The sequence below is a fragment of the Phycisphaeraceae bacterium genome (genome assembly GCA_019636735.1).
GTDB lineage: Bacteria > Planctomycetota > Phycisphaerae > Phycisphaerales > SM1A02 > VGXK01.
Map to the genome: position 1 here is coordinate 320168 of JAHBWY010000002.1, position 19390 is coordinate 339557.

12 protein-coding genes are annotated in these 19390 nt (G+C 66.7%); 4 read left to right on the forward strand and 8 right to left on the reverse strand.

What is annotated here, in order from left to right:
• Nucleotides 1–19 precede the first annotated feature (19 nt).
• The 7 genes from KF724_03470 to KF724_03500 all read right to left on the reverse strand — a co-directional run bounded on the left by KF724_03470 (nucleotide 20) and on the right by KF724_03500 (nucleotide 10637).
• Nucleotides 20–940: a hypothetical protein gene (locus KF724_03470; GenBank protein MBX3354740.1), complete on the reverse strand. Its 921-nt coding sequence runs from the start codon at nucleotides 938–940 to the stop codon at nucleotides 20–22.
• Between the two features lie 100 nt (nucleotides 941–1040).
• The gene (locus KF724_03475) at nucleotides 1041–1643 is read right to left on the reverse strand and encodes a hypothetical protein (GenBank protein ID MBX3354741.1); all 603 of its coding nucleotides are present in this window, start codon (nucleotides 1641–1643) and stop codon (nucleotides 1041–1043) included.
• 38 nt (nucleotides 1644–1681) lie between these two features.
• On the reverse strand, nucleotides 1682–2560 hold the full coding sequence (gene lpxI / locus KF724_03480; GenBank protein MBX3354742.1) for a UDP-2,3-diacylglucosamine diphosphatase LpxI: 879 nt from the start codon (nucleotides 2558–2560) through the stop codon (nucleotides 1682–1684).
• Between the two features lie 192 nt (nucleotides 2561–2752).
• Nucleotides 2753–4591, reverse strand: coding sequence for a hypothetical protein (locus tag KF724_03485; protein ID MBX3354743.1), 1839 nt, complete (start codon nucleotides 4589–4591; stop codon nucleotides 2753–2755).
• A gap of 360 nt (nucleotides 4592–4951) precedes the next feature.
• Nucleotides 4952–9277, reverse strand: a complete 4326-nt coding sequence (locus KF724_03490) for a protein kinase (protein MBX3354744.1) — start codon at nucleotides 9275–9277, stop codon at nucleotides 4952–4954.
• A 4-nt stretch (nucleotides 9278–9281) separates the two neighbouring features.
• Nucleotides 9282–9920 (reverse strand): sigma-70 family RNA polymerase sigma factor, encoded by a 639-nt coding sequence (locus KF724_03495; protein MBX3354745.1) that lies wholly within the window; start codon nucleotides 9918–9920, stop codon nucleotides 9282–9284.
• Nucleotides 9921–10025: 105 nt separating this feature from the next.
• The gene (locus KF724_03500) at nucleotides 10026–10637 is read right to left on the reverse strand and encodes a TIGR00730 family Rossman fold protein (GenBank protein ID MBX3354746.1); all 612 of its coding nucleotides are present in this window, start codon (nucleotides 10635–10637) and stop codon (nucleotides 10026–10028) included.
• Nucleotides 10638–10727: 90 nt separating this feature from the next.
• Between KF724_03500 and KF724_03505 the strand changes: the two genes are divergently transcribed.
• Together KF724_03505 and KF724_03510 are read left to right on the forward strand one after the other, a co-directional pair.
• A complete protein-coding gene (locus KF724_03505) occupies nucleotides 10728–11855 on the forward strand; it encodes an undecaprenyl/decaprenyl-phosphate alpha-N-acetylglucosaminyl 1-phosphate transferase (protein ID MBX3354747.1) in 1128 nt (375 codons plus the stop codon).
• A complete protein-coding gene (locus KF724_03510; protein ID MBX3354748.1) occupies nucleotides 11852–14275 on the forward strand; it encodes an O-antigen ligase family protein in 2424 nt (807 codons plus the stop codon). Before KF724_03505 ends, KF724_03510 begins: the two co-directional genes overlap by 4 nt.
• On the opposite strand, the gene KF724_03515 is transcribed toward KF724_03510, so the two are convergent.
• Nucleotides 14235–16388: a thioredoxin family protein gene (locus tag KF724_03515; GenBank protein MBX3354749.1), complete on the reverse strand. Its 2154-nt coding sequence runs from the start codon at nucleotides 16386–16388 to the stop codon at nucleotides 14235–14237. The two genes, KF724_03510 and KF724_03515, sit on opposite strands and share 41 nt — an antisense overlap.
• An 87-nt stretch (nucleotides 16389–16475) precedes the next feature.
• On the opposite strand from KF724_03515, the gene fliM reads away from it, so the two are divergent.
• Nucleotides 16476–17615 carry a flagellar motor switch protein FliM gene (gene fliM / locus KF724_03520; protein ID MBX3354750.1) on the forward strand — a complete coding sequence of 380 codons (1140 nt, stop codon included), beginning with the start codon at nucleotides 16476–16478 and terminating at the stop codon, nucleotides 17613–17615.
• A 416-nt stretch (nucleotides 17616–18031) separates the two neighbouring features.
• The gene (gene nusA, locus KF724_03525; GenBank protein ID MBX3354751.1) at nucleotides 18032–19342 is read left to right on the forward strand and encodes a transcription termination factor NusA; all 1311 of its coding nucleotides are present in this window, start codon (nucleotides 18032–18034) and stop codon (nucleotides 19340–19342) included.
• The last annotated feature ends 48 nt before the right edge of the window (nucleotides 19343–19390 follow it).

A 19390-nucleotide genomic window follows, 5' to 3' on the forward strand; every position in this document is an offset into this window, starting at 1 on the left:
GCGCGGTGCCCTGGCCCGTTCACTTGCGGACGACGCGGAGCGCGAGCGTGGTCCAGGTTCGCTCGAGTTCGAATCGGAGGCCGTTGGGCAGGTTCGGAGTCTCGACCGCGGCGAGCTCGCCGCAGAGCGTACTGGCCTGGACCAGGGGGAATGAGTCGCCGGGCTTCAGCATGGTCGGAAGCGACTGGAAGGCACTGGCAACGATGAGCTTCGACCCGCCCAGATGCAGGGTGCCCTGCACTCGAAGCATGTCGCTGGTGCGGCCATTCCAGTCGCGCGGCCCGACGCGCAGTCGCAGCGTGCTCCGCTGCATGACCGCGCCCATGTCGAAGTGAAGCGCTCCATACTCCGCCTCCTGCGAGAGACGCGCATTCGGGTTTGATGGCGCTACGGCTTCGCAGCCGAAGGGTTGAACCTCGAGATTCGGGCCGAGAAAGGCGCCGATCGAACCGGCATGGGCGGTGTCGCCCGCATGGGGCGAGCTCGGTGTCGCGCAGGCACCTTCGTGAAGCTCCAGTGTGCCATCCCCGAGGAGATGGCCGGACCAGAGGACGAACATGCCTGCGCGAGCCCGTCCTCGCAGGACGAAGAGCATGTCAGCGCGGGGTGGTGAGGCGATGGCACCGTCCACTCGCAGGGCGGGCGGGGTGGAACCTCGAACCCCGCCCGCGACTGCGAGAAACGCACACGCCGCGCCTGCGTCTTGAGCGGGCGTGTGTCCAAGGAGGAGATCGCCGCGAAGGTGGAGCCCCGTGACCAACCCCGCTTCGGGGTCGATCGCGTGCGCCACGGTCATTGATTCATCTTCGCTTCCCCTCGACGCGAGGGAGAGGTGTCCGTTGACCGTGAGCGTGCCGAACTGATCGGCGCTCTCGGGGACGGTGCCAGGGGTGTTGGTCTGGCGAGTCGAGGTCTGCGAAGGGTTGCGCGGGGTGTTCATCGGTGGCTCCTTGGCGCCGGGAAGTCCGGCGTTCAGGGGCACCTATCGAGACTCTGTCGGGTCCTGACAGCGCACGCGAGGATTTTCTCAATCGGGCCGGTCACCCCGAGCGGGCGGGCTCGATCAGCATGAGGAACTCGAGGTTCCCTTCGCCCTTGCGGGCCCGAGAGGACTTCCCGCCCATGATCGGCGAGGCGCACGAATCGATCACGCTCGCCCCGAGGGCGGGCATCTCCGACGCGACCCGTTCAGCCACGCCTCGTGCTCGATCATGGGCAAGGAAACCCCGCTCCAGGAGGTGCTTCTCATCGGCGCGGAGTTCATAGTGCGGCTTGACGAGCGTGATGATCCGTTTCGCTCCCGAGGGTGAAAGCCACCGAAGTGCCGCAGGAACGGCAAGCCGCTGCGGAGTCCATGAGAGGTCGATGACCACAAGGTCCACGCCTTCCCGCGGCGGTTCCGCATGAAGCGCATTCGTCCGCTCGCGCACCTCGACCCGTCGATCGCTGCGCAGCTTCCAATCGATGATGTTGTAGCCCGTGTCGATCGCGATGACATGGGCGGCGCCGCGCTGTAGGAGACAGTCGGTGAAGCCGCCCTTGTTGCAGCCGAAGTCGGCGCAGCGAAGACCGCGGACATCCAAGCCGCGCGAGCCGAGAGATCCCGCCGGTCCGAAGGTATCGAGGGCGTGCGCGAGCTTCATGCCCGCGCGGCTGACAAAGGGGTGTTCCTCGTCCCGCTTCACGAAGGAGCGCCGGTGCCTCGGTCGGACGCGGCGACCTCCGGAACTCCGACCACCGCGATGCCGAGTCGGTCCGCCGCGGCGAGCACGGCGGGGCGATCGACCATGATCACGCGCCCAGCGCCGAGGGCCAGGCAGCGCCCGCCGCGCTCGGCCAGACGCTCGATGGTCTGGACCCCGACCGTTGGGACATCGCTTCGCATGTCGTGGGCGCGCTTCGCCGTCTTGAGCAGCGTCCAGCCCTTCGCGCGGCAGAGCGCGCCGGCGCGGTCGATGAGCGCATCGGTGCCCTCGACCGCCTCGACGGCAATCACATCGCGATCCCGGACGGCGATCGACTGGCCGATGTCGAGTTCGACGATCTGCACCAGGAGAGGCCATCCGAGGGTCATGTCGCCTTCGGCCTCGCGCGAGGGAGTCACCTTGCCCATGACGCCGGGTGAGGCCATGTGACCGGGGATGTACGCAGTCGAGTCGATCAGCGTGATTCCAGCGGAGGCGAGCTCATCGGCGACCGCAGCCAGCAGCGCGGCGTTGCGGCGGTCATGCCTGAGACGACGGTACCAGAGGAGCGCCGCCCGCAGGTCTGGGAGTTGCCTGAAGAGCCGCAGAGGATCGTGCATCCGGGCCTTGGCGACGCGGCCGACCATGATCGCCTCGTGGACACCCTCGCGCCGCAACAGACGGATCCATCGGCCGATCTGCACGATGCCCGCCGTGTGAAAACGATGGCACAGGGAAGGAAGCGCGGGATCGAACTGGTCCCGCAGGCCTACGGCCACCACCGCGCGGCCTGCAGTCCGCGCTCCTGAGGCCACAAGGAGAGGCAGTTGGCCGCTCCCGGCGATCAGGCCCAGGGGAGGAGGAGCATCCGCCATGGGCCGTGGTTGTACCCGCGTTCGGCGTCGGCCCGCCAGCCGTGCCAGGGTCTTGCGGGGCGCGCAACACCATGCCCCCGGACCGCCGTGCTCGAATGTTCGAGGCACGAGGGCCGCAGGGGGCATGGTGTTGATCAAGGTCGGTTCGGTGGTGCGGACGCCGAGTGCGCCCGCCGGTTCAAGGAGCGTCGGTCAGTTCTCGTCGCAATCGCCCCAATTGCCAAGCGCCAGGGCGAGATCAGCGCCATCGACCTTGCCGTCGTCATTGAGGTCGAAGGCTGCGTTGTTGGTGAGCCATGCCTGCAGCAGCAGGGCAAGATCAGCGGCATCGACCACGCCGTTCCCATCGACATCGCCGACACATGGTTGGGCGCTGCACTTGGCATCGGCGAAGACCAATCCCTGCATGAGGTTGACGATCTGATTCCAGGCATCGTTCAGAGCCACCGGCTGGGCGAATCCCGTCAGTTCGACCGCTTCGGCATTGATGACGATCTCGCCGAAGCCACCGTCGCAGGTGACCGCACCAGCGGCCGAGCCCTTCAGCTTGATGGTTCCTCCGTCGGTGTTCAGGCAAACGAGGGTGATGCCTTCGACGGCGTTCGCGCCGAGGCCGGCGAGGTCGATCGTTGATGCGGCGGCCAGGAGTCCCGCCGCGCCGACCAACTTCACCTCGTCACCGAATGCCTTGACCACGCCGTAGATGTTGGGCGAGACAACCGTCAGATCACCATGGGGCTTGCCGGCCTCGTTGCCCGTGCGGCCCTTGCCCGCGAGGATCTTGCCGACCCGCGCCTTCGTGCTGGCGAAGACGGCCACCGAGCCACCCTCGGCGGGCGTCGGTGTCTCGCCGATGCCCGCCTGGCCACCGAGAATCTGACCCGGCCGGAGCTGACCCGTCGGGGAGACTCCGTTCAACAGGGTGGCCGCCAGAATGGTGACTCGCCCGCCCTTGCCGGAGGACACTCGATGCTGGGGACTTGCCGGTCCGCCGTTTCCCGCGCGGATGGTGGCGCTCTGCTGGTCACCGCTGTTCACATCGCCGGTGTTCTGCACGCTCTCGATGGCCACGAGGGTCACATCGCCACCTGCCGCCCCGAGCATGGTCCCGGATCCGGCCGTGATCTTGGCAAACGACATGTTGTTGATGATGTTCTTTGCCGTGATCGAGACATGGCCACCCCGAGCCACGCCATCGCCAGCGCGAACGCCCGGCTGATCCCCCCACCCGACATTCAGGAAGTCCCCGTCGGTGACCACGATGTTGATGTTGCCGCCGCGAGCGGACTGGGGAATGAAGGCCTGGGGCGAACTTCCGGAGTCACCCGCCACGATGCGGCCCTTCGTGCAGCGAACCAAGGTCTTCGCGATGAGCATGATGTCGCCGCCGGCTCCGGAGAAGACATTGGCGCCACCGCCGCCCTTGCCGGCCACGATCATCGCGCTGCTGTCCAGGACGATCGCTCCATCAGTGCTCTTCAGAGTGACACTTCCTCCCGCGAACCCCTCGGCCATCGGCCCCACGCCGCTCGAGGCGGCGATGATGCGATGGCCCATGCCGATGTGAAAGCCCTTCTCGGCGTTCAACTCGATCTCGATGGCCTCGCCGGAGGCGGCGCGACTGCTCGTGATGGTGGTGATGGCGCCGCCGGTCGCCATGTTCAGGGACTTCAGGTTCTTCGCGCCGCTTGCCGTGATGGTGATGGTGCCCGATGAGCCGGGAATCAGCACTTCGTAGGGTCCGCCGTCGTTCTCCGATCCGGGGGCGGCCGCAGGTGCGCCCTGGGGCTGGCCCTGTGCATTGAGCTTGGTCCAGTTGTTCTTGTTCTCCCAGCGCTTGTCGCCAGCGGCGCCGGTCCACCTGACGGTCTCGGCGTGAAGCGGCCCGACGAGGCTGCTGGCGATGATCGCCGCGGCGAGGAGCCATTGTCCGGGTCCAGCGGAGGCACTTTCCGCAAGGAAGCGGGTTCGGACGATCCGTGGAGCGTGATCGCCAGCGGATGAGGTGAGGTTGTGTGGCGAAGTGGTCATGTCGGGTTCCCTGTTGAGGTGGCTCTCGTGGCTTGGTGCCGACGCCGGCACAGCCCATGTTCAAGAGCACCTAGAGGACCGACATGACTCTCTGACACGACCCTCTGTCGATTGGGCGAGAGAGTTTCAGTCCGGGGCGATGGCCGCGCCCGGAGCAGATTCCGAACTCGAGGCGACCGTGGATGCGCCGACCGGCCGCGCGCGATGGGGCGCCGAGCGGCGCCCGTCCCGGGCCACTGCGCTGAATTCCGGAGGTAGGATCGCCCGACTCCGCAACGCGACAGAGTCGAGCGACCCCCACTCGATAACGCGTCCTTCAGGCGTGCGGTCCACATCGAAATCTTCAGGATTCTGGACGAGTCAGGGGAGCGGCGGTCCGCCGGGAGGATCGACCGCCGGGTCGTGATCGGATGTCCGGTACGCCGAGGGAGGGGCGTCGGCCAGCGTCTCGCGTGAGTCGTTGTTGTGGCGTTCGGCCCGGATCGCCATCAGGCGAGCGACGCGCACCTCGCGGTCGAAGATCTTCCGCGCGGCACCTTCCACACTTGCAGGAAACCACGCCGAGCTGCTGGGCGGCATCGCCCGAATGAGCTCCTCGGCGTCGTCGATCCTGCCCATCGAAAGCAGCGCATCGACACGGGTTGCGACGGCAACGCCGTGGTTCGCGGTCAGTCCCTCGGTCAGGCGCCGGTCGAACGCATCGAGAAGCTCAAGAGCGCGAGCGGGCTCGCCGGCGCATTGGGCGAGACCCGCTCGAATCAGAAGCAGCTCGGAGCAGTTGGGGTTCAGTTGTTCGCACCAATCAAGCCAGCGCGAGGCCTCCTGACGACGGATCGCTGAGGCGGTGTCATCAACCTGCGACACGGCGGTGGGGTCCCCATTTCGCAGCGCCTGGGCGCTCGCAAGCTCTTCCAGCCAGAGCAGCCACGCGCGATTCAATGGCCGCGCCAAGGCCATCGGGGAGTTGACAAGCTGTCCTTGTGCGGCGCGAAGTTCGTCGTCGGTGAAGCCGCCCACGGCCAACGCCTGTGCAAGGAGCGCTTCAGCGTCGAGCGGGGTGTCGGTGGGAGAGGTCGAGAGGTGGTGCCAGAGCCATTTCGCCGCCCGGTCCATCTGAAGTCGCCATCGCTCCCGGTGAACTCGCGTGGGGCGGTCGATGTCCGCCTCCCAGAGCCGGGCGGCGTTCCCCAGCCCGCCGAAGCCAGCGCTGCCGGTGAGCAGCCGGACTCTTCCCGAAGGATCGGCGGACGCCCGCAGGAAGAGGACGGACCTGGCTGAGCCGCCAAGCGTTGCGACGGTGGTCCTGGTCCGAGGGTCCCACACCTTGATGGTGCCATCGAGTGACGAGGTGAAGATCCGGGGCGGGTCGCACTGCGTGGCAAGGCTGATCGAGGAGATGGCTTCCGAGTGAGCGCCTCCAGCGGTCCCGTAGGGCTCGACGACCACGCGTCCTCCCCCGAAGCTGATGCGCGACACCGGTCCATCCTTGTGTCCGGCGAGCAGAGTCTCCTGATCAACGAAGACCAGCGTCGACACAGGCTCGATGGAGGAGCGCCCACCCGGATCGTGGGCCGCGTCGACCCGCAGCTCACGAGCTTCGTCATTGGAATCAAGATCGAGCAGGAAGACGCCTCCATCGAGGCGTGAGAATGCGGCAACTCGGCCCGAGGGGGAGAGCGCAAGACTGGCGACCGGCGCCGGCACATGGCACCTCTCCCGCAGGCGAACCTCCACTTCGCCGTTGATCCACTCGAGTTCGCCGACCACGACGATTGAGCCCTCTGTCAGATCGGCCCCACCCCAACGGCTGACGCCGCAGTTTGCGAAGATGAAGCGTTCGCCGTTCTCGGTTGCCGCGAGCACGGCCTGGGTAGCGACGGAGGCTGGCCACGAAAGGGACCTGCGGAGTCTCGGTGCCCTTTCATCGGCAATGTCCCAGATGCTCATCGCGCCTCCCCCGTGAGCCATCAGCATGGTGTTGAAGCGCGGCAGGACTGCCAAGGCAGAGATTGAAGGACCGGGCAACTGCTCCCAGAAAATGGGTGCGCCGGGGCGGTCGATCTCCCAGATGGTCAGCCAACTGTTCTGTCCCGCGACGAAGGCGAGCTGACCGCAGCGCGAGAAGTCAACTGCGCGAACACCGGAGGTGAGGTAGGGGAGAGATGTGATCCCGTCGCTGTCCGCTGGCACCCACAGTCGCGCCGATTGGGAGCAGTAGGAGATGAGCCAGCGACCGCAGTCGCTGAACCGCAGGGAGTAGGGCGGGACCGTGTGACCTTTGAGGGTCGCCTCCTGGCGGACTCGAGCTGAGCCACCTGACCGCTCGAGACGGAAGAGCATGATGTCATTGCTCCCATCGGCAACGGCGAAGAGATCGGGATCGGCTGGCGAAGTGGCGATCGAAAACGCCGCAGATCCGAGGTTCTCGGCAGTGCCAATCCGGGTGCGATGCTCAGCTTCGACCACTTCCTCCGGCAGGGCGCCTCGCTGGCGGGCCTCGAAGGCGGCGCGCGCCTCATTCACACTCCAGAGGATGGCCGATCGATCCGATGAGGCCGTGGCCAGGAGCGTGCCGTCGGAGGAGAAGGTCATGTCGTTGATGTAGTGCGAATGGCCGGTCAGATGGCCGCACTCGCGCGGGATGCCCTCGTCGTCGATCTCGTAGAGCGTGATCACATTGGCCCGGCTCACTGCAAGGGTGCGTCCATCGGGAGAGAAACTCGCCAGGGTGTAGGCCGGCGTCGATGCGTCCAGGAAGTGATAGCGCTCGAAGCGACCGTCGTCCTTCCGACGAAGGAGCCAAATGCCCACATCGGACTCGGAAGGCGCGCTGTAGGTGACCGCGGCAATGATGCGCCCAGTTGGATCGCAGGTCAGGTTCCGGACACCCAGATGAGCCGTCGGGCGAAGAAGCTCCTGCACCAGGTTGCAACGAAGGCCGCCGTCCGCCCACTCGAGCTGGAGTAGCACGAATCCGTTGGACATGATGTAGCCGTCACGACCGTCGGGCGATCGGAAGCGAGCGCAGGTTCGATCGAAGCGACCCGACTCTGAAGTGAGCGCCTCGATTACAGAGGGATCGAGACTCGGCGCCTCGCGGCCCTTGGATGCGCCATTGAGTCCGAAACGATGGAGCATGACCGGGCCACCCGCCTCCGAGGTCAGAGTCAGGAGATCATCGCCGTCGCTGAACGGAAGTGCGAACCGGAACTCGCCTTTCGCACTCTCGATCATGACCGCGGCCAGGTCGGCGCGGCCGCGAAGGTGCTGCGCTTCCCAGGGGGTGTAATCGGCTGGCAACCCGGCGAGCGCATGCTGCGCCCCGCGCACATCGCCACCATTGAGTGCCGCCGCAGCCTCCGCCGTACTGATCTGGCGCTGCGTCAGCTCCCTGGTGGCACGCTCGTTCTCCGCCGTTCGGGTCGAGCGCTCGAGCTCGGCGTAGGACTCATCGAGCGCCCGGTTGGTCGCCACCACCACGAGAAGGGCGACCAGTGAGATGACGCTGACGAGGAGGAGACCGGCGACGGCGACAGCACCCGCCGCGACGGGAACCGGGTATCGCCGCGCGAGTCGGCGAAGTTGGCGACTGAAGGTGAGCGGCCTGGCCTGAACCGGTTCGCCGGCCAGCGCGCGGTTGAGATCCTCCGCAAGCTCCCGGGCCGAGGCGTAGCGCGCGACGGGATCGCGCTCGATGGCGCGCATGACGACGGCATCGAACTCGGAGCCCAGTGCGGGCGCCAATGTGCGCAGTCGCCGCGGATCATGGGTGCGAATCACATCGGCCACGGCGATGAACGAGTCCGCGGGAAAGTCGAAGGGCGGTCGGCCCGCCAGGAGCTCGTAGAGCACCAGGCCCAGTGCGTAGACATCGCTCCGCACGGTGATGGCCGCGGGGCGACCCTCACACTGTTCGGGGCTCATGTACTTCGGTGTGCCCACCATTTCGCCCGTCAGCGTGGCCATCGATCGCTCCATCGACGCGGCAGCAGTCGGCTTGGCGATCCCGAAATCGATGACCCGTAGGCGCCCATCACTCCCGACGAGCAGGTTGGATGGCTTCAGGTCCCTGTGGATGAACCCGCGGGAGTGCGCGTGTTCAATGGCCTCGCACGCCTGGACGACAAGAGCCACGCGCTCGTGTGAAGCGAGCCCTTGAGCATCGGCGTAGGCGAGGATGCTCTGCGCGTCGGGCACGAGCTCCATGGCGATGTAGGGCAGCGCGCCATGGGGCATCCGATGCACTCCCGCCTCGAGCACCCGGGCGATCCCGGGGTGGTCGAGCTGTCCCAGGGCCTCCGCCTCCATCGCGAATCGCCTGGCGAGGGCGGGGCTCATCGCGTGAGAGGCAAGCACCTTGAAGGCGATCTTCCGACGGGGCGAGGACTGCTCCGCCTCGTAGACCCGGCCCATGCCCCCGGCACCAATCAGGCGACCGATGGTGAACGAGCCGATCCGCTGGCCCTCGAGACCGACCGAAGGATCGTGTGACGCCTCGGCGATCGCTTGCGCCGCACCTTCGGTGGAGACAATCGGCGCCTCCATGAAGGCCGTTTCCCTCGACGCCTCGGCAAGGAGCGCCATGATCTCGGCGGCGAGCGCAGGGTCATCCCTGCACTTCCGATGCACGAAGTCGGCCCGCTCGCTCTTCGGGCGCTCAAGCGCCGCAGCGAAGAGCCGACGCATCCGTTCAGGTCGCGACTCCATTGCGGTGTTCCCCGTTCATCAAGGTCCGGAGCTTCGCCCGTGCAAAGCGCCAATCGTCCTGCACGGTTCGAAGCGACACCCCGAGCCGCGCGGCGATGGCCTCCTCCTGCAATCCGCCGAAGAATCGAAGCTCAGCCACCTGCGCCTCGCGCGGATGATCTCGTTCAAGGAGGGTCATGGCCTCTTCCAGCGCCAGCAGGTCAAGGCCCGGGGTGGTCGTCTCGATGTCCACGGAGTCGATCGAAATCGGCCTCACTCCGCCGCCTCGCTTGACGCGGGCTCGACGGCGCGCATGGTCAACCAGGATTCGGCGGATGTGTCGCGCGGCAAGAGCGAGAAAGTGATTGAGGTTCTGAGGGGAACCTCGGTCACCCGCCATCCTGATGAAGGCTTCATTCGCAAGCGCCGTCGGCTGAAGGGTGTGGCCCGGTGCCTCCTTGGTCATGAAGCGCGAGGCGAGGGCGCGAAGTTCGTGGTAGAGCCGCTCGCTGAGCTCGCTGCGCGCTGCGGAGTCGCCTGCCGCCTCCCGCATCAGAAGCTCTGTGATGTTTGCAGCGCCAGGCTCCGGAGTCCCCATGATGGGGTCGATGGTAACCGACGGAACGCCGCGCACCAACGCCATTGCGGCGACGAACCGAATCGCGCAGAGCCTGCGCGGTTGACCAGTCCATGGGGGCCATGGCGACGGTGCGAGCGGCGCATCGCACGAGTGCAGAGGTCCGTGAACCTATCGGGGCCCCATCGGGAGGTAGATCTGCGGGTCATACCTCGCGGCGGCTCCGCCATCGGCGGCTTCATTCGCGCATGCATCCAGCACCCAGTCGGGATCGGGATGAACATGGAGCATGGCGCGCGTGGCCGGCTTGACGAAGCGGTGCTCGATCGAGTGATCGATCATCGCCAGCATCGGGTCGTAGTACCCGCGGTCGTTCACGATCCCAATGGGCTTGTGGTGGTCGCCGATCTGTCGTCCGACCAGGATCTCGAAGAACTCCTCGAAGGTGCCCAGCCCTCCGGGGAGGACCACGAATGCATCGGCGCGCTCCGCGAGCTGTCGCTTCCGCTCGCGCATGGTCTCGACCACGACCAGCTCATCGCAGCCATCCCAGCCCTGTTCCAGCCGCAGGAACTTCGAGGTGATGATCCCCTCGACCCGGCCGCCGTGCGCCTTCGCACTTCGGGCGATGACCCCCATCAATCCGATTCCGCCTCCTCCGTAGACGAGCGTGAGGTTCCGTCGTGCGATCGAAGTCGCCAGCCGCTCTGCCGTGTGTGCGAAGTGCTCTTCGAGGTGAGGTGAACTGGAGCAGTAGACGGTGACGCTTCGAAGTGGTGGCATGAGTCGGTGGGGGGAAAGGGCGGGAAGTGATGGGGTCAGGTGGAGCCCGAACCCTCAACGCCGGAGCGTCGCTCGATACCATACGACGCGATGGTTGCGACGGCGCTTGCGCTCCTTCTCGTCGGCTTCGTGATCTCGGTTCCGACGACGGCGCTGCTCATTCGCCTCGGTACCCGATGGAACGCGCTCGACTCGCCGGGGGCGGCGGGACACGCCAAAGTGCTGCGCCGGGTGCCCAACATCGGTGGGATTGCGATTGCGGCGGCGATCGCCCTGCCGCTCCTGCTGGGGCTCCTGCTGGTGAGTGCGAGCCGGCTCGACCTGGTGCTGGCGCTTGAGCCGATGGTCGAACCCTTCCTTGATCGCCTTCTGAAGAGTGCTCCCTTCGGATGGGCGTTTCTCGGCGGCTTGCTGGTGATCCACCTGATGGGTTTGATTGATGATCGGCGACCACTGCCGGCATTGCCGAAGCTGGTGATTCAGCTTGGCGTGGCGTTCACGCTCGCGGCGTTCTTCGATCTGCGACTGCTGGTTCTCCTCGATGAGTGGGGAGCCGGGGGGCGTTGGCTGTCGATTGCGCTGTCGACCCTCTGGATCACCGCGGTCATCAACGCGCTGAACTTCCTTGACAACATGGATGGCCTGGCGGGAGGAGTGGGATTCATCGCCGGTGCGCTCTTGCTCGCGGCTGCGCTGATCGTCGAGCAGTGGTTCATCGCGGGAGTGCTGGCGCTGCTTGTCGGCGGGCTTGCCGGGTTCATGCCGCAGAACTTTCCGCTGCGGGGTTCGGCCCGCATCTTCATGGGCGACGGCGGCTCTCTGGTGATCGGTTATGTCCTGGCGGTCATGACCATCAGGATCACCTTCACGGCCACCGACAATCCGGCCTACGCGCTGGGAAGCGCGTGGTACGGCGTCTTCATGCCGTTGATCATCTTGGCCGTACCGCTCTACGACCTCATCGCGGTGTCGATCCTGAGGGTGTCGCAGGGGCGAAGCCCGCTGGTCGGCGATCAGCAGCATCTCTCCCACCGGCTGGTCGAGCGCGGGCTCTCCCGGCGCCAGGCGGTGCTCGTCATCTGGGCGCTGACCTTCATCACCGGTGTGGGAGGTGTCAGCCTCGGGACGGTGCAGCCATGGCAGGCGGTGCTGATCGGCGTGCAGACGATGGCGACGCTGCTCATCCTCGGACTTCTTGAACACACGGTGCGACGATGAGTGTCTCGCGCGGAGCCTTCGAATCGCCGGCGCTTGCGGCCGCGCGCCTGCGCGAGCGCGTGGCGCTGGTGGTCCTCGCGGGCGTCGCTTCAGCGCGCGGCCTCGTGACGATCGCACCGGCTCTTCGCTTTGACAGTGACCCCGCCCTGGTGCCCGGCGCCTTCGCGGGGATGGGGCCCAGCGGAAGTCTGCTGCTCGACGCCATCGGCGCGGCGGCGATCGCCATGCTTGCGGCGGCTCGACTCAGAGCGTCGCGACTGTCGCAGGCCGGAGTCATGGACCCGCGCGCCTCGACGCGCGAGGGCGTGGCGCTGCTGATCATTCTCGCGCTCCTTCCGCTTCCCGCGTTCGTCGCTCAATCGATGGCGCACCATGCGGACTTCGCGAACTTCTGGCGAGGTGCGACATGGCTCGTGGCGGCGATGGCCGCAGTGCTCGTGGCGGGAAGCGATCGGGCCGGGCGCGCGATCGTGGCCGGTGCGCTGATCGGAGCGGCGGCGGCGATGACGGTCCGCGGCGCGAATCAGTTCCTCGTCGAGCATCCGGCGCTCGTGAGCGACTTCGAGCGCGTGAGGGAGTCCTTCTTCGCAAGCCGGGGCTGGACGCCCGGCTCGCCCGCCGCGCTCGCCTATGAGCGTCGCCTTCGTCAGCCCGAGGCGACGGGTTGGTTTGGCTTGGCGAATGTGCTCTCAGGAGTATTGCTCAGCGCGGCACTCTTGGCCGCGCTTCTCGCGTGGTCCGAGCGCCGCGGCAGTGAGGCTCGGGCCGTCGGGCGTGCCTCCTCCGCATCACGGGCACGAAGTGGAGCAGTCGAATCGAGCCCGCGCGAGATGAGGCTGAATCAGGTCGCCGGTCTCGCGTGTGCGGTGCTGGCGCTCGGCTCGCTCGCGCTCGTCATCATGAATGGTTCGAAAGGCGCCTTCGCGGTGCTGGTTCTCGCGGTCGCGGCGACGGGACTGCTGGTCTGGAGGCGATCGTCAGGGCCTGCACCCGGATGGGTGCCGCGTCTGCTCCTCGTGCTGGTCTTCACCGCACCGGTGGTGGCGTTCATTCGTGGCGGACTGCTGGGCGAGACGACGCTCGGCGAGCGCAGCATGCTGTTCAGATGGCACTACCTGATCGGCAGTGCCCGCGCGTTCGTCGAGGTGCCGCTGATCGGAACTGGTGTCGGTGGTTTCCAGGATGCGTATGTGCGGAACCGCCCCTGGTTCTCCCCCGAAGAGGTCACCAGCGCCCATGGCGCGTTCGTGGATTGGATGGTGTCCTTTGGAGCCGGAGGTGCCGGGCTCGTGGTGCTGGCGCTCTTCCTCCTGCGAGCTTCGCTTCGCGGTGCGGCGCGCGATGAAGATGAGCCCGATGCCCCGACAGCGCAGGAGCGCTCTGCGTTGGGCTCTGCGCCGGGCTTTGCGCTCCTGGCGGCGGCGCTCGGCGCTCTTCTCGCCCTCGCGCTCACTTCATCGAGCGATCATGCGGTCGAGTCGCTATCAGTCCGACTCCTCGGCAGCGTGATCGCCACCGTGATGGCGCCCCTCGCCGCGAGGCTGGTGCTGCGCGGAGGGCGCGTCATTGCGCTGGCGCTGGCGGTTTCCGCGTGGGCTCTGCTGACGCACGCGCAGGTGGACATGGACTTCTGGCTGCCCGGCAGCGCGTGGTGGTGCTGGTTGCTGCTTGGGACGGCGGCGGCCGGTGCAGGATCACGGCCGCCAAGCCGCGCCGATCGGCCAATGCTGGCGCTCGTTGGTGTGCTCTCGCTCGCCGCAGCAATGGCACTCGCCGTCGTCTCGATGCGAGCGGGCATCCAGGAGCGCAGCGCCGAGCGAGCCGCGCAGTCGATCGAAGAGGCCGCGGCCACGGGAGAGCCGCTCCCTCGGCGCGCCGCGGCGATGCTGCTCGAGGAGTCGACGCAGGCCATTCCCGGAAATGCGCTCCCGTGGCTCGCGGCGGTCGAGCAGGGCATCCGCGCGGTCGAGACCGTGCCGCCTTCGGAGACCACCGAGAGGGAAGCGCTCGCCAGGGAGGCGCTTGATCGCGCCGAGCGGGCGTTCAGGAGTCGACCAGAACTCGCCACCGCGCGCCTGCTCGTCGATGCGCACGCGCTGGTGGCGATCGAGTCGCGTCGCGATGCTCGCGGCACCGTCGTGCCCGGCCCCGGTGAGCCCGACGAGGACGCGGCGCTGCGCGAGGCGATCGATACAGCCCTGCGCCGCGATCCCCGCTCACTCGGCATGCTGCGGCGCATGGCGGAGATCAACCTGCTCCTGAGCGATACAGCGGGTGCGGAGAGGGCGGCTCGGCGAGCCCTTGAGGTGAATGAGAGCTTCACGCTCGATCCTCTCCGACAACTTGCCCCCGCGGATCGAGCCTTCTTCGAACGACTGATCAGCGCCGCGCCATCGACCCCCGCTTCGCCGCGAGATTGACCGCGTCGAGGACCTGTTGCGTCGTGTACGCATCGCTGCGGAGGGTGAGCGCGCCGTCGGGTGCATACACAAGAAGCAGCGGAATCGTTGCGCTCTCCGCCTCGCGCAATCGCGCCTTCTGAATCGGGTCGCCATCGGTGATGTCAACCGTCAGAAGCTTCACATCGGGCCGGGAGAGGCGATCGACAATCCGCGGCGGCGAGAGCGCCACCTTCTCAAGCGCCTTGCAGGAGAGGCACCAGTGGGCGGTGAACTTGATGACCACCACCTGGCCTTCATCCCGAGCCCGCGCTTCGGCCTCGGGCGAGAAGAGACTCCAGTTGAGCGGATCGACCTGACCCGCCATCGCATGCCCGACGGCGCCGGAGATGGCGATGATCACCGCGCCAACGCCGCCGAACATCAGGCGGCGTGAGGGCGAGCGCGTGATCTGCATGGTTCGGATCATCAGCCAGAGCCCCGCGAATCCCGAGACCGCGGCCACCACCCACCAGTACTCATAGCCCCGGTGGCCGATCAATCCGACGACGCCTGATCCGATGAAGTAGAGCGCCGCCGCCAGCAGCAGGAGACCCATGATCTGCTTCACGAGTTCACTCGCCGGTCCCGCACGCGGCACCCGCTTCACCAATTCGGGGAATGCCGAGAGCACCAGGTAGGGCAGCGCCATGCCGATGCCGATCGCGATGAAGATGCCGAAGAGGAGCCACGGTGAGTTGATCTTCTGCGCGAACCCGATGCTCGCGCCCATGAACGGGCCGGTGCAGGGCGTGCTCAGAATTGCCGTCATGATGCCCACCATGAAGCTTCCCTTGAGCGAGTCATGCTTCGGCTCGAAGGCATAGACCCAGTTGGGGAGGCCCACCGTGAAGACACCGCTCATGGCGATGGCCATGACCGCGATGAAGAGTCCGATGCCAAGCGTCACCAGCGGGAACTGGAAGAGCGCGCTCACCGCATCGACACCCCGAATCGACGCCATCAGGATGCCCAGCACGGCCCAGAACGCGATGATTCCGCCCGTCATGGCGAGCCCGAGCACGATCGCGCGCATGCGATCGCCCGCCATCTGCGTGAGCCCCATGATCTTGAGCGGAATCACCGGCAGCACGCACGGCGTGAGGTTCAGCAGCATGCCGCCGACGAGCGCGATCAGGATCAGCAGCAGCACTCCCGCACCGTCGGGGTCAACACTGAACTGGATGACAAAGAGATTGAAGTGAACGCGGCGATCGTCACCAGCTCCGGAGATGAGCGGCGCCTCATCACCCGCCTCGCCCGCCGCGATCCTTCCGAAAACTGAGGGATCGAAGGCCGCAAAGAGCGCCGTGTCGGTGGAGCCACCTTGAGAAGCACTGCTGCTGCCTCCGGGAGGCTGCGTCATGCCTGGTGCCTGCGCGGTGCCAGTTGACTGCTCCGCAGCAGCTTCACTCGGCGAAAGCACGGTCAGGGCGACTCGGACGGACACATCCTCGGGCATCGCACAACTGGAGTCGTCACACGCCTGGACGCTGACAAGCAGGGGGATTGTTCGTTCGCCCGGCACCGCGTCTGGCGCGACCATGATCGGCAGGTACGCGATCACGCGACCTTCGTAGAACGCGAAGGTCTGAGGCCCTTCGCCCAGTGAGACCGTCGAGGGCTTGTAGTCGGGCCACTGGATGAACGAGGTGCCGACCACAAGCCCCTCGACACCAGCGCTGCTCGCCGCTGAATCAAGCGCGATCGTGGTGTAGGTCGCGCCATCGAATCGAGAGAACTCCGCGGGGAGTCGGGCCGCCTGAACGGCCGAGGTCCAGATGTGCCAGCCCGGCTTGATGTCAAAGACGATGGCCACCGGCACCGGATCACCCGGAATGACCCGCTCCCGCGCGGGAATGGCGCGAACTCGGACGATCGAATCGTCAACAGGGGCCTGCACACTGCCTATGCCCGGAATACCGAACCCGCCTCCGCCGCCCTGACCGCCGGGGCGACCCCCGGACGCCGGTGGTCCCTGGGCTGCGGCCTCGCCAGCCTCGACGCCCGCCAGAAGCAGGAGGCCCATTCCCAAGGCGAGCGTGGTGATGACCGCCCGGGGCAGTCGGAAGAGGAAGCTGGCCGAATCGAACATGATGCCAAGCGTACGGTCGACGGCCTGTTCGGGTGCAAGGGTGTAATCGCTGGGACAAGGGCCCGCAGACGGCCGATATCGAATCGGATGGATGACGCCACAGCTGCCAGCAGACCGTCGGCCGGAACGCCGACCGCACCACCTCTCGACGCCTCCGAGCGAGACGCACTGCGGGATGCCGTGACGAGCGGCGTGTTCGATGGTCGCTCCCCCGCGCAGATGTTCACGCGTCGCCGGCGCGGTCAGGAGACCGTCGAGATCAGACCCTACGACTTCAAGCGTCCGGAGCGCATCGGCAAGGAGCAAATGCGTGCGCTCAACACGCTGCACGAGACCTTCGCGCGAAGCTATGGCGCCGGGCTCTCGGGGTTGCTGCGCACCATCGTCGAGATCAGCGTGCAGAGCTGCGAACAGGTCAGCTACGCGGAGTTCATCTCGCGCCTGCCGAATCCCACGAGTCTGACCCTTCTGCACAGTGGCCGACTGGAGGGGCACTTCCTGCTCGATCTCAGTCCGACGGTGATCTATCCCGTCATCGATCGCCTGCTCGGCGGCAGCAATCGCGAGATCTTCGTGCCGCAGCGGCCCATGACGCCGATCGAGATGCGCCTGGTGAGGAACCTGCTTGATCGTGGCGTAAGTGCGCTTGCGGAAGCGTGGCAGGGCCTTGAGCGCATGGACTTCACGCTCGGTGAAACGGAGAGCAATCCACAGCTCGTGCAGGTGGTGCCGCCGAACGAAGTCGTCGTCGCCATCACCTTCGATGTGAAGCTCGGCACATGCAGCGGCCCGATGCGCCTCTGCCTGCCCTACAACGCGATCGAGCCGCTGATGGACCGCCTGAACAGCCAGAGCTGGCTCGCGGCGGGCCGCTCGCGCCGCGCGCCCGATGCGCAGCAGCGCCTTTCGAAGTCGCTCTCTTCCGCAACGCTCACGATCGACGCGGTGCTCGCCGAGACGACCATGACGGTCTCCGAACTCCGCGCTCTGGAGCCCGGGGACATCATCGTGACCACACGAAAGGCCTCTGCTCCGGCCACCCTCAGAGTGGAGGGGCGGCCCAAGTTCCATGGGCGGCTCGGCCAGAGCCGGGGTCGCCGGGCGGTCGCAATCTCGGGGGCGTCGCAGGGCCACGGCGCGGTGGCGGATCGCGATTTCAGCGTAAGTCGTTCTGCGACATCGGATTCCGCACACCCCGGCGGGGCATCGGCGACTGCCGGATCTTGAGAATTTCGGGACGATGGCGTATTATTCGCGAGTCAGTCGGGCCGTCCCGGCTGGCTTGTCGTTCCGTCCCTGTCCTCAGCCCAGGAAGCCCGCATGATCGTGCTGGTTCCAACGCTCCTTGCCGACTCCCGATGACGCGCCACGCGTCCATCGTGAGCCGTCGAGCCGGTCTCGCACAGCGGGCCCGTGGGGCCTGTTGGCAGATCCCGGAGGCCGCCGTGCCGTAACGCCGGTTGCCAAATGGGACAGGGTGAGAGGTGTCGGCTCTGCCGGCAGCGTCTCGCCCAAGGGACGGGCCATGTTCGGTGCTGCGACCGAGCGTGGCCCGTGTTTCTTTTCGCAGCGACATCTCGTCGTCCGCCGGGGCGTCACAGGCAGACATCTCGACAACCAGGCATCCATCGCAGGACCGTCTCATGAACTCGGAAACCCTCCGCATCCTCGACTCCATCGCGCGCGACCGCAACATCGACCGAGAGTTGCTCATCGGCGATCTCGAGCAGGCGCTCGTCAGTGCCGCGCGCAAGCACTTCAACTCGCTCGACACCGAGGAGTTCGGCTGCGAGATCGATCGTCTCTCAGGCAAGGTGCGCCTCTGGCGCAACAACGAGGGGACCATCGAGGAGATTCCGCTTGAAGCGCTCGGTCGGATTCCGGCACAGACCGCGAAGCAGGTGATGATCCAGCGCTTCCGCGAGGATGAGCGCAACAGCCTGCTGGATGAATTCTCGAAGCGCCAGGGCGAGCTCGTCACCGGCACGGCGCAGCGCTACGACGGCAATGTGCTGATGGTCCAGATCGATCGGGCCGAGGGCTTCATGCCCCGCTCCGAGCAGATTCCCGGCGAGCAGTTTCAGCCGGGTGACCGCGTCCGCTGCCTGATTCTCGATGTGCGCGACGGCGGCCATCAGGTCCGCATCGTCCTTTCGCGGGCCCATCCGGACTTCATCCGGCGCCTCTTTGAGGCGGAAGTTCCCGAGGTCGCCGAGCGAGTCATTGAAATCAAGGCGATGGCGCGCGAGGCCGGCTTCCGCACCAAGCTCGCCGTCGCCTCGGTGGACAGCAAGGTCGACGCCGTCGGTGCGTGCGTCGGCGTGCGCGGCAGTCGCATCCGCAACATCGTGAACGAACTCGGCGGCGAGAAGATCGACATCGTGCGCTGGAACGACTCGAGCCAGGTGCTGCTTGCCAATGCGCTCAAGCCGGCCGAGGTCGAAGAGGTCAGCATCTGTCTCGAGTTGAGCCGCGCCACCATCGTGGTGCGCGAAGATCAGCTTTCGCTCGCCATCGGTCGACGAGGTCAGAATGTGCGACTGGCGGCGCGCATGACCGGGTGGGACATCGACATTCTCACGCCAGCGGAGTTTGACCGCGGCCTTGAGATTCTCGAAGAGACGGTTCGGCCCATCGAAGGTGTCACGAGCGAGATCCTCGACAAGATGGGCGCGCTCGGTCTCATCAGCGTCTTCGATGTCGAGGAGGTCCGGTCGGACATCTTCACCGAGAAGCTCCGCCTCGAACCGGATCTGGTCGATCGGATTGTCGACGCGTGCAGCGCCAGGGCGCGCATCGTCGAGGAGGAGCAGGCTCGCGAGCAGGCCGAGGCGGAAGCTCGCAAGGCAGAGGAGCACGCGGCGGCCGATGCGCTGCTGGGCGGCGGAGTCCACGCCGAGGTGGACGCGCAGGCGGAGAGCGCCGCGGACGACATTCTCGGAGGCGGTCGCTGACGGGGCGGAGAGAACCACGCGCGGCAGGGCGGTGCCGCAGGAACGATT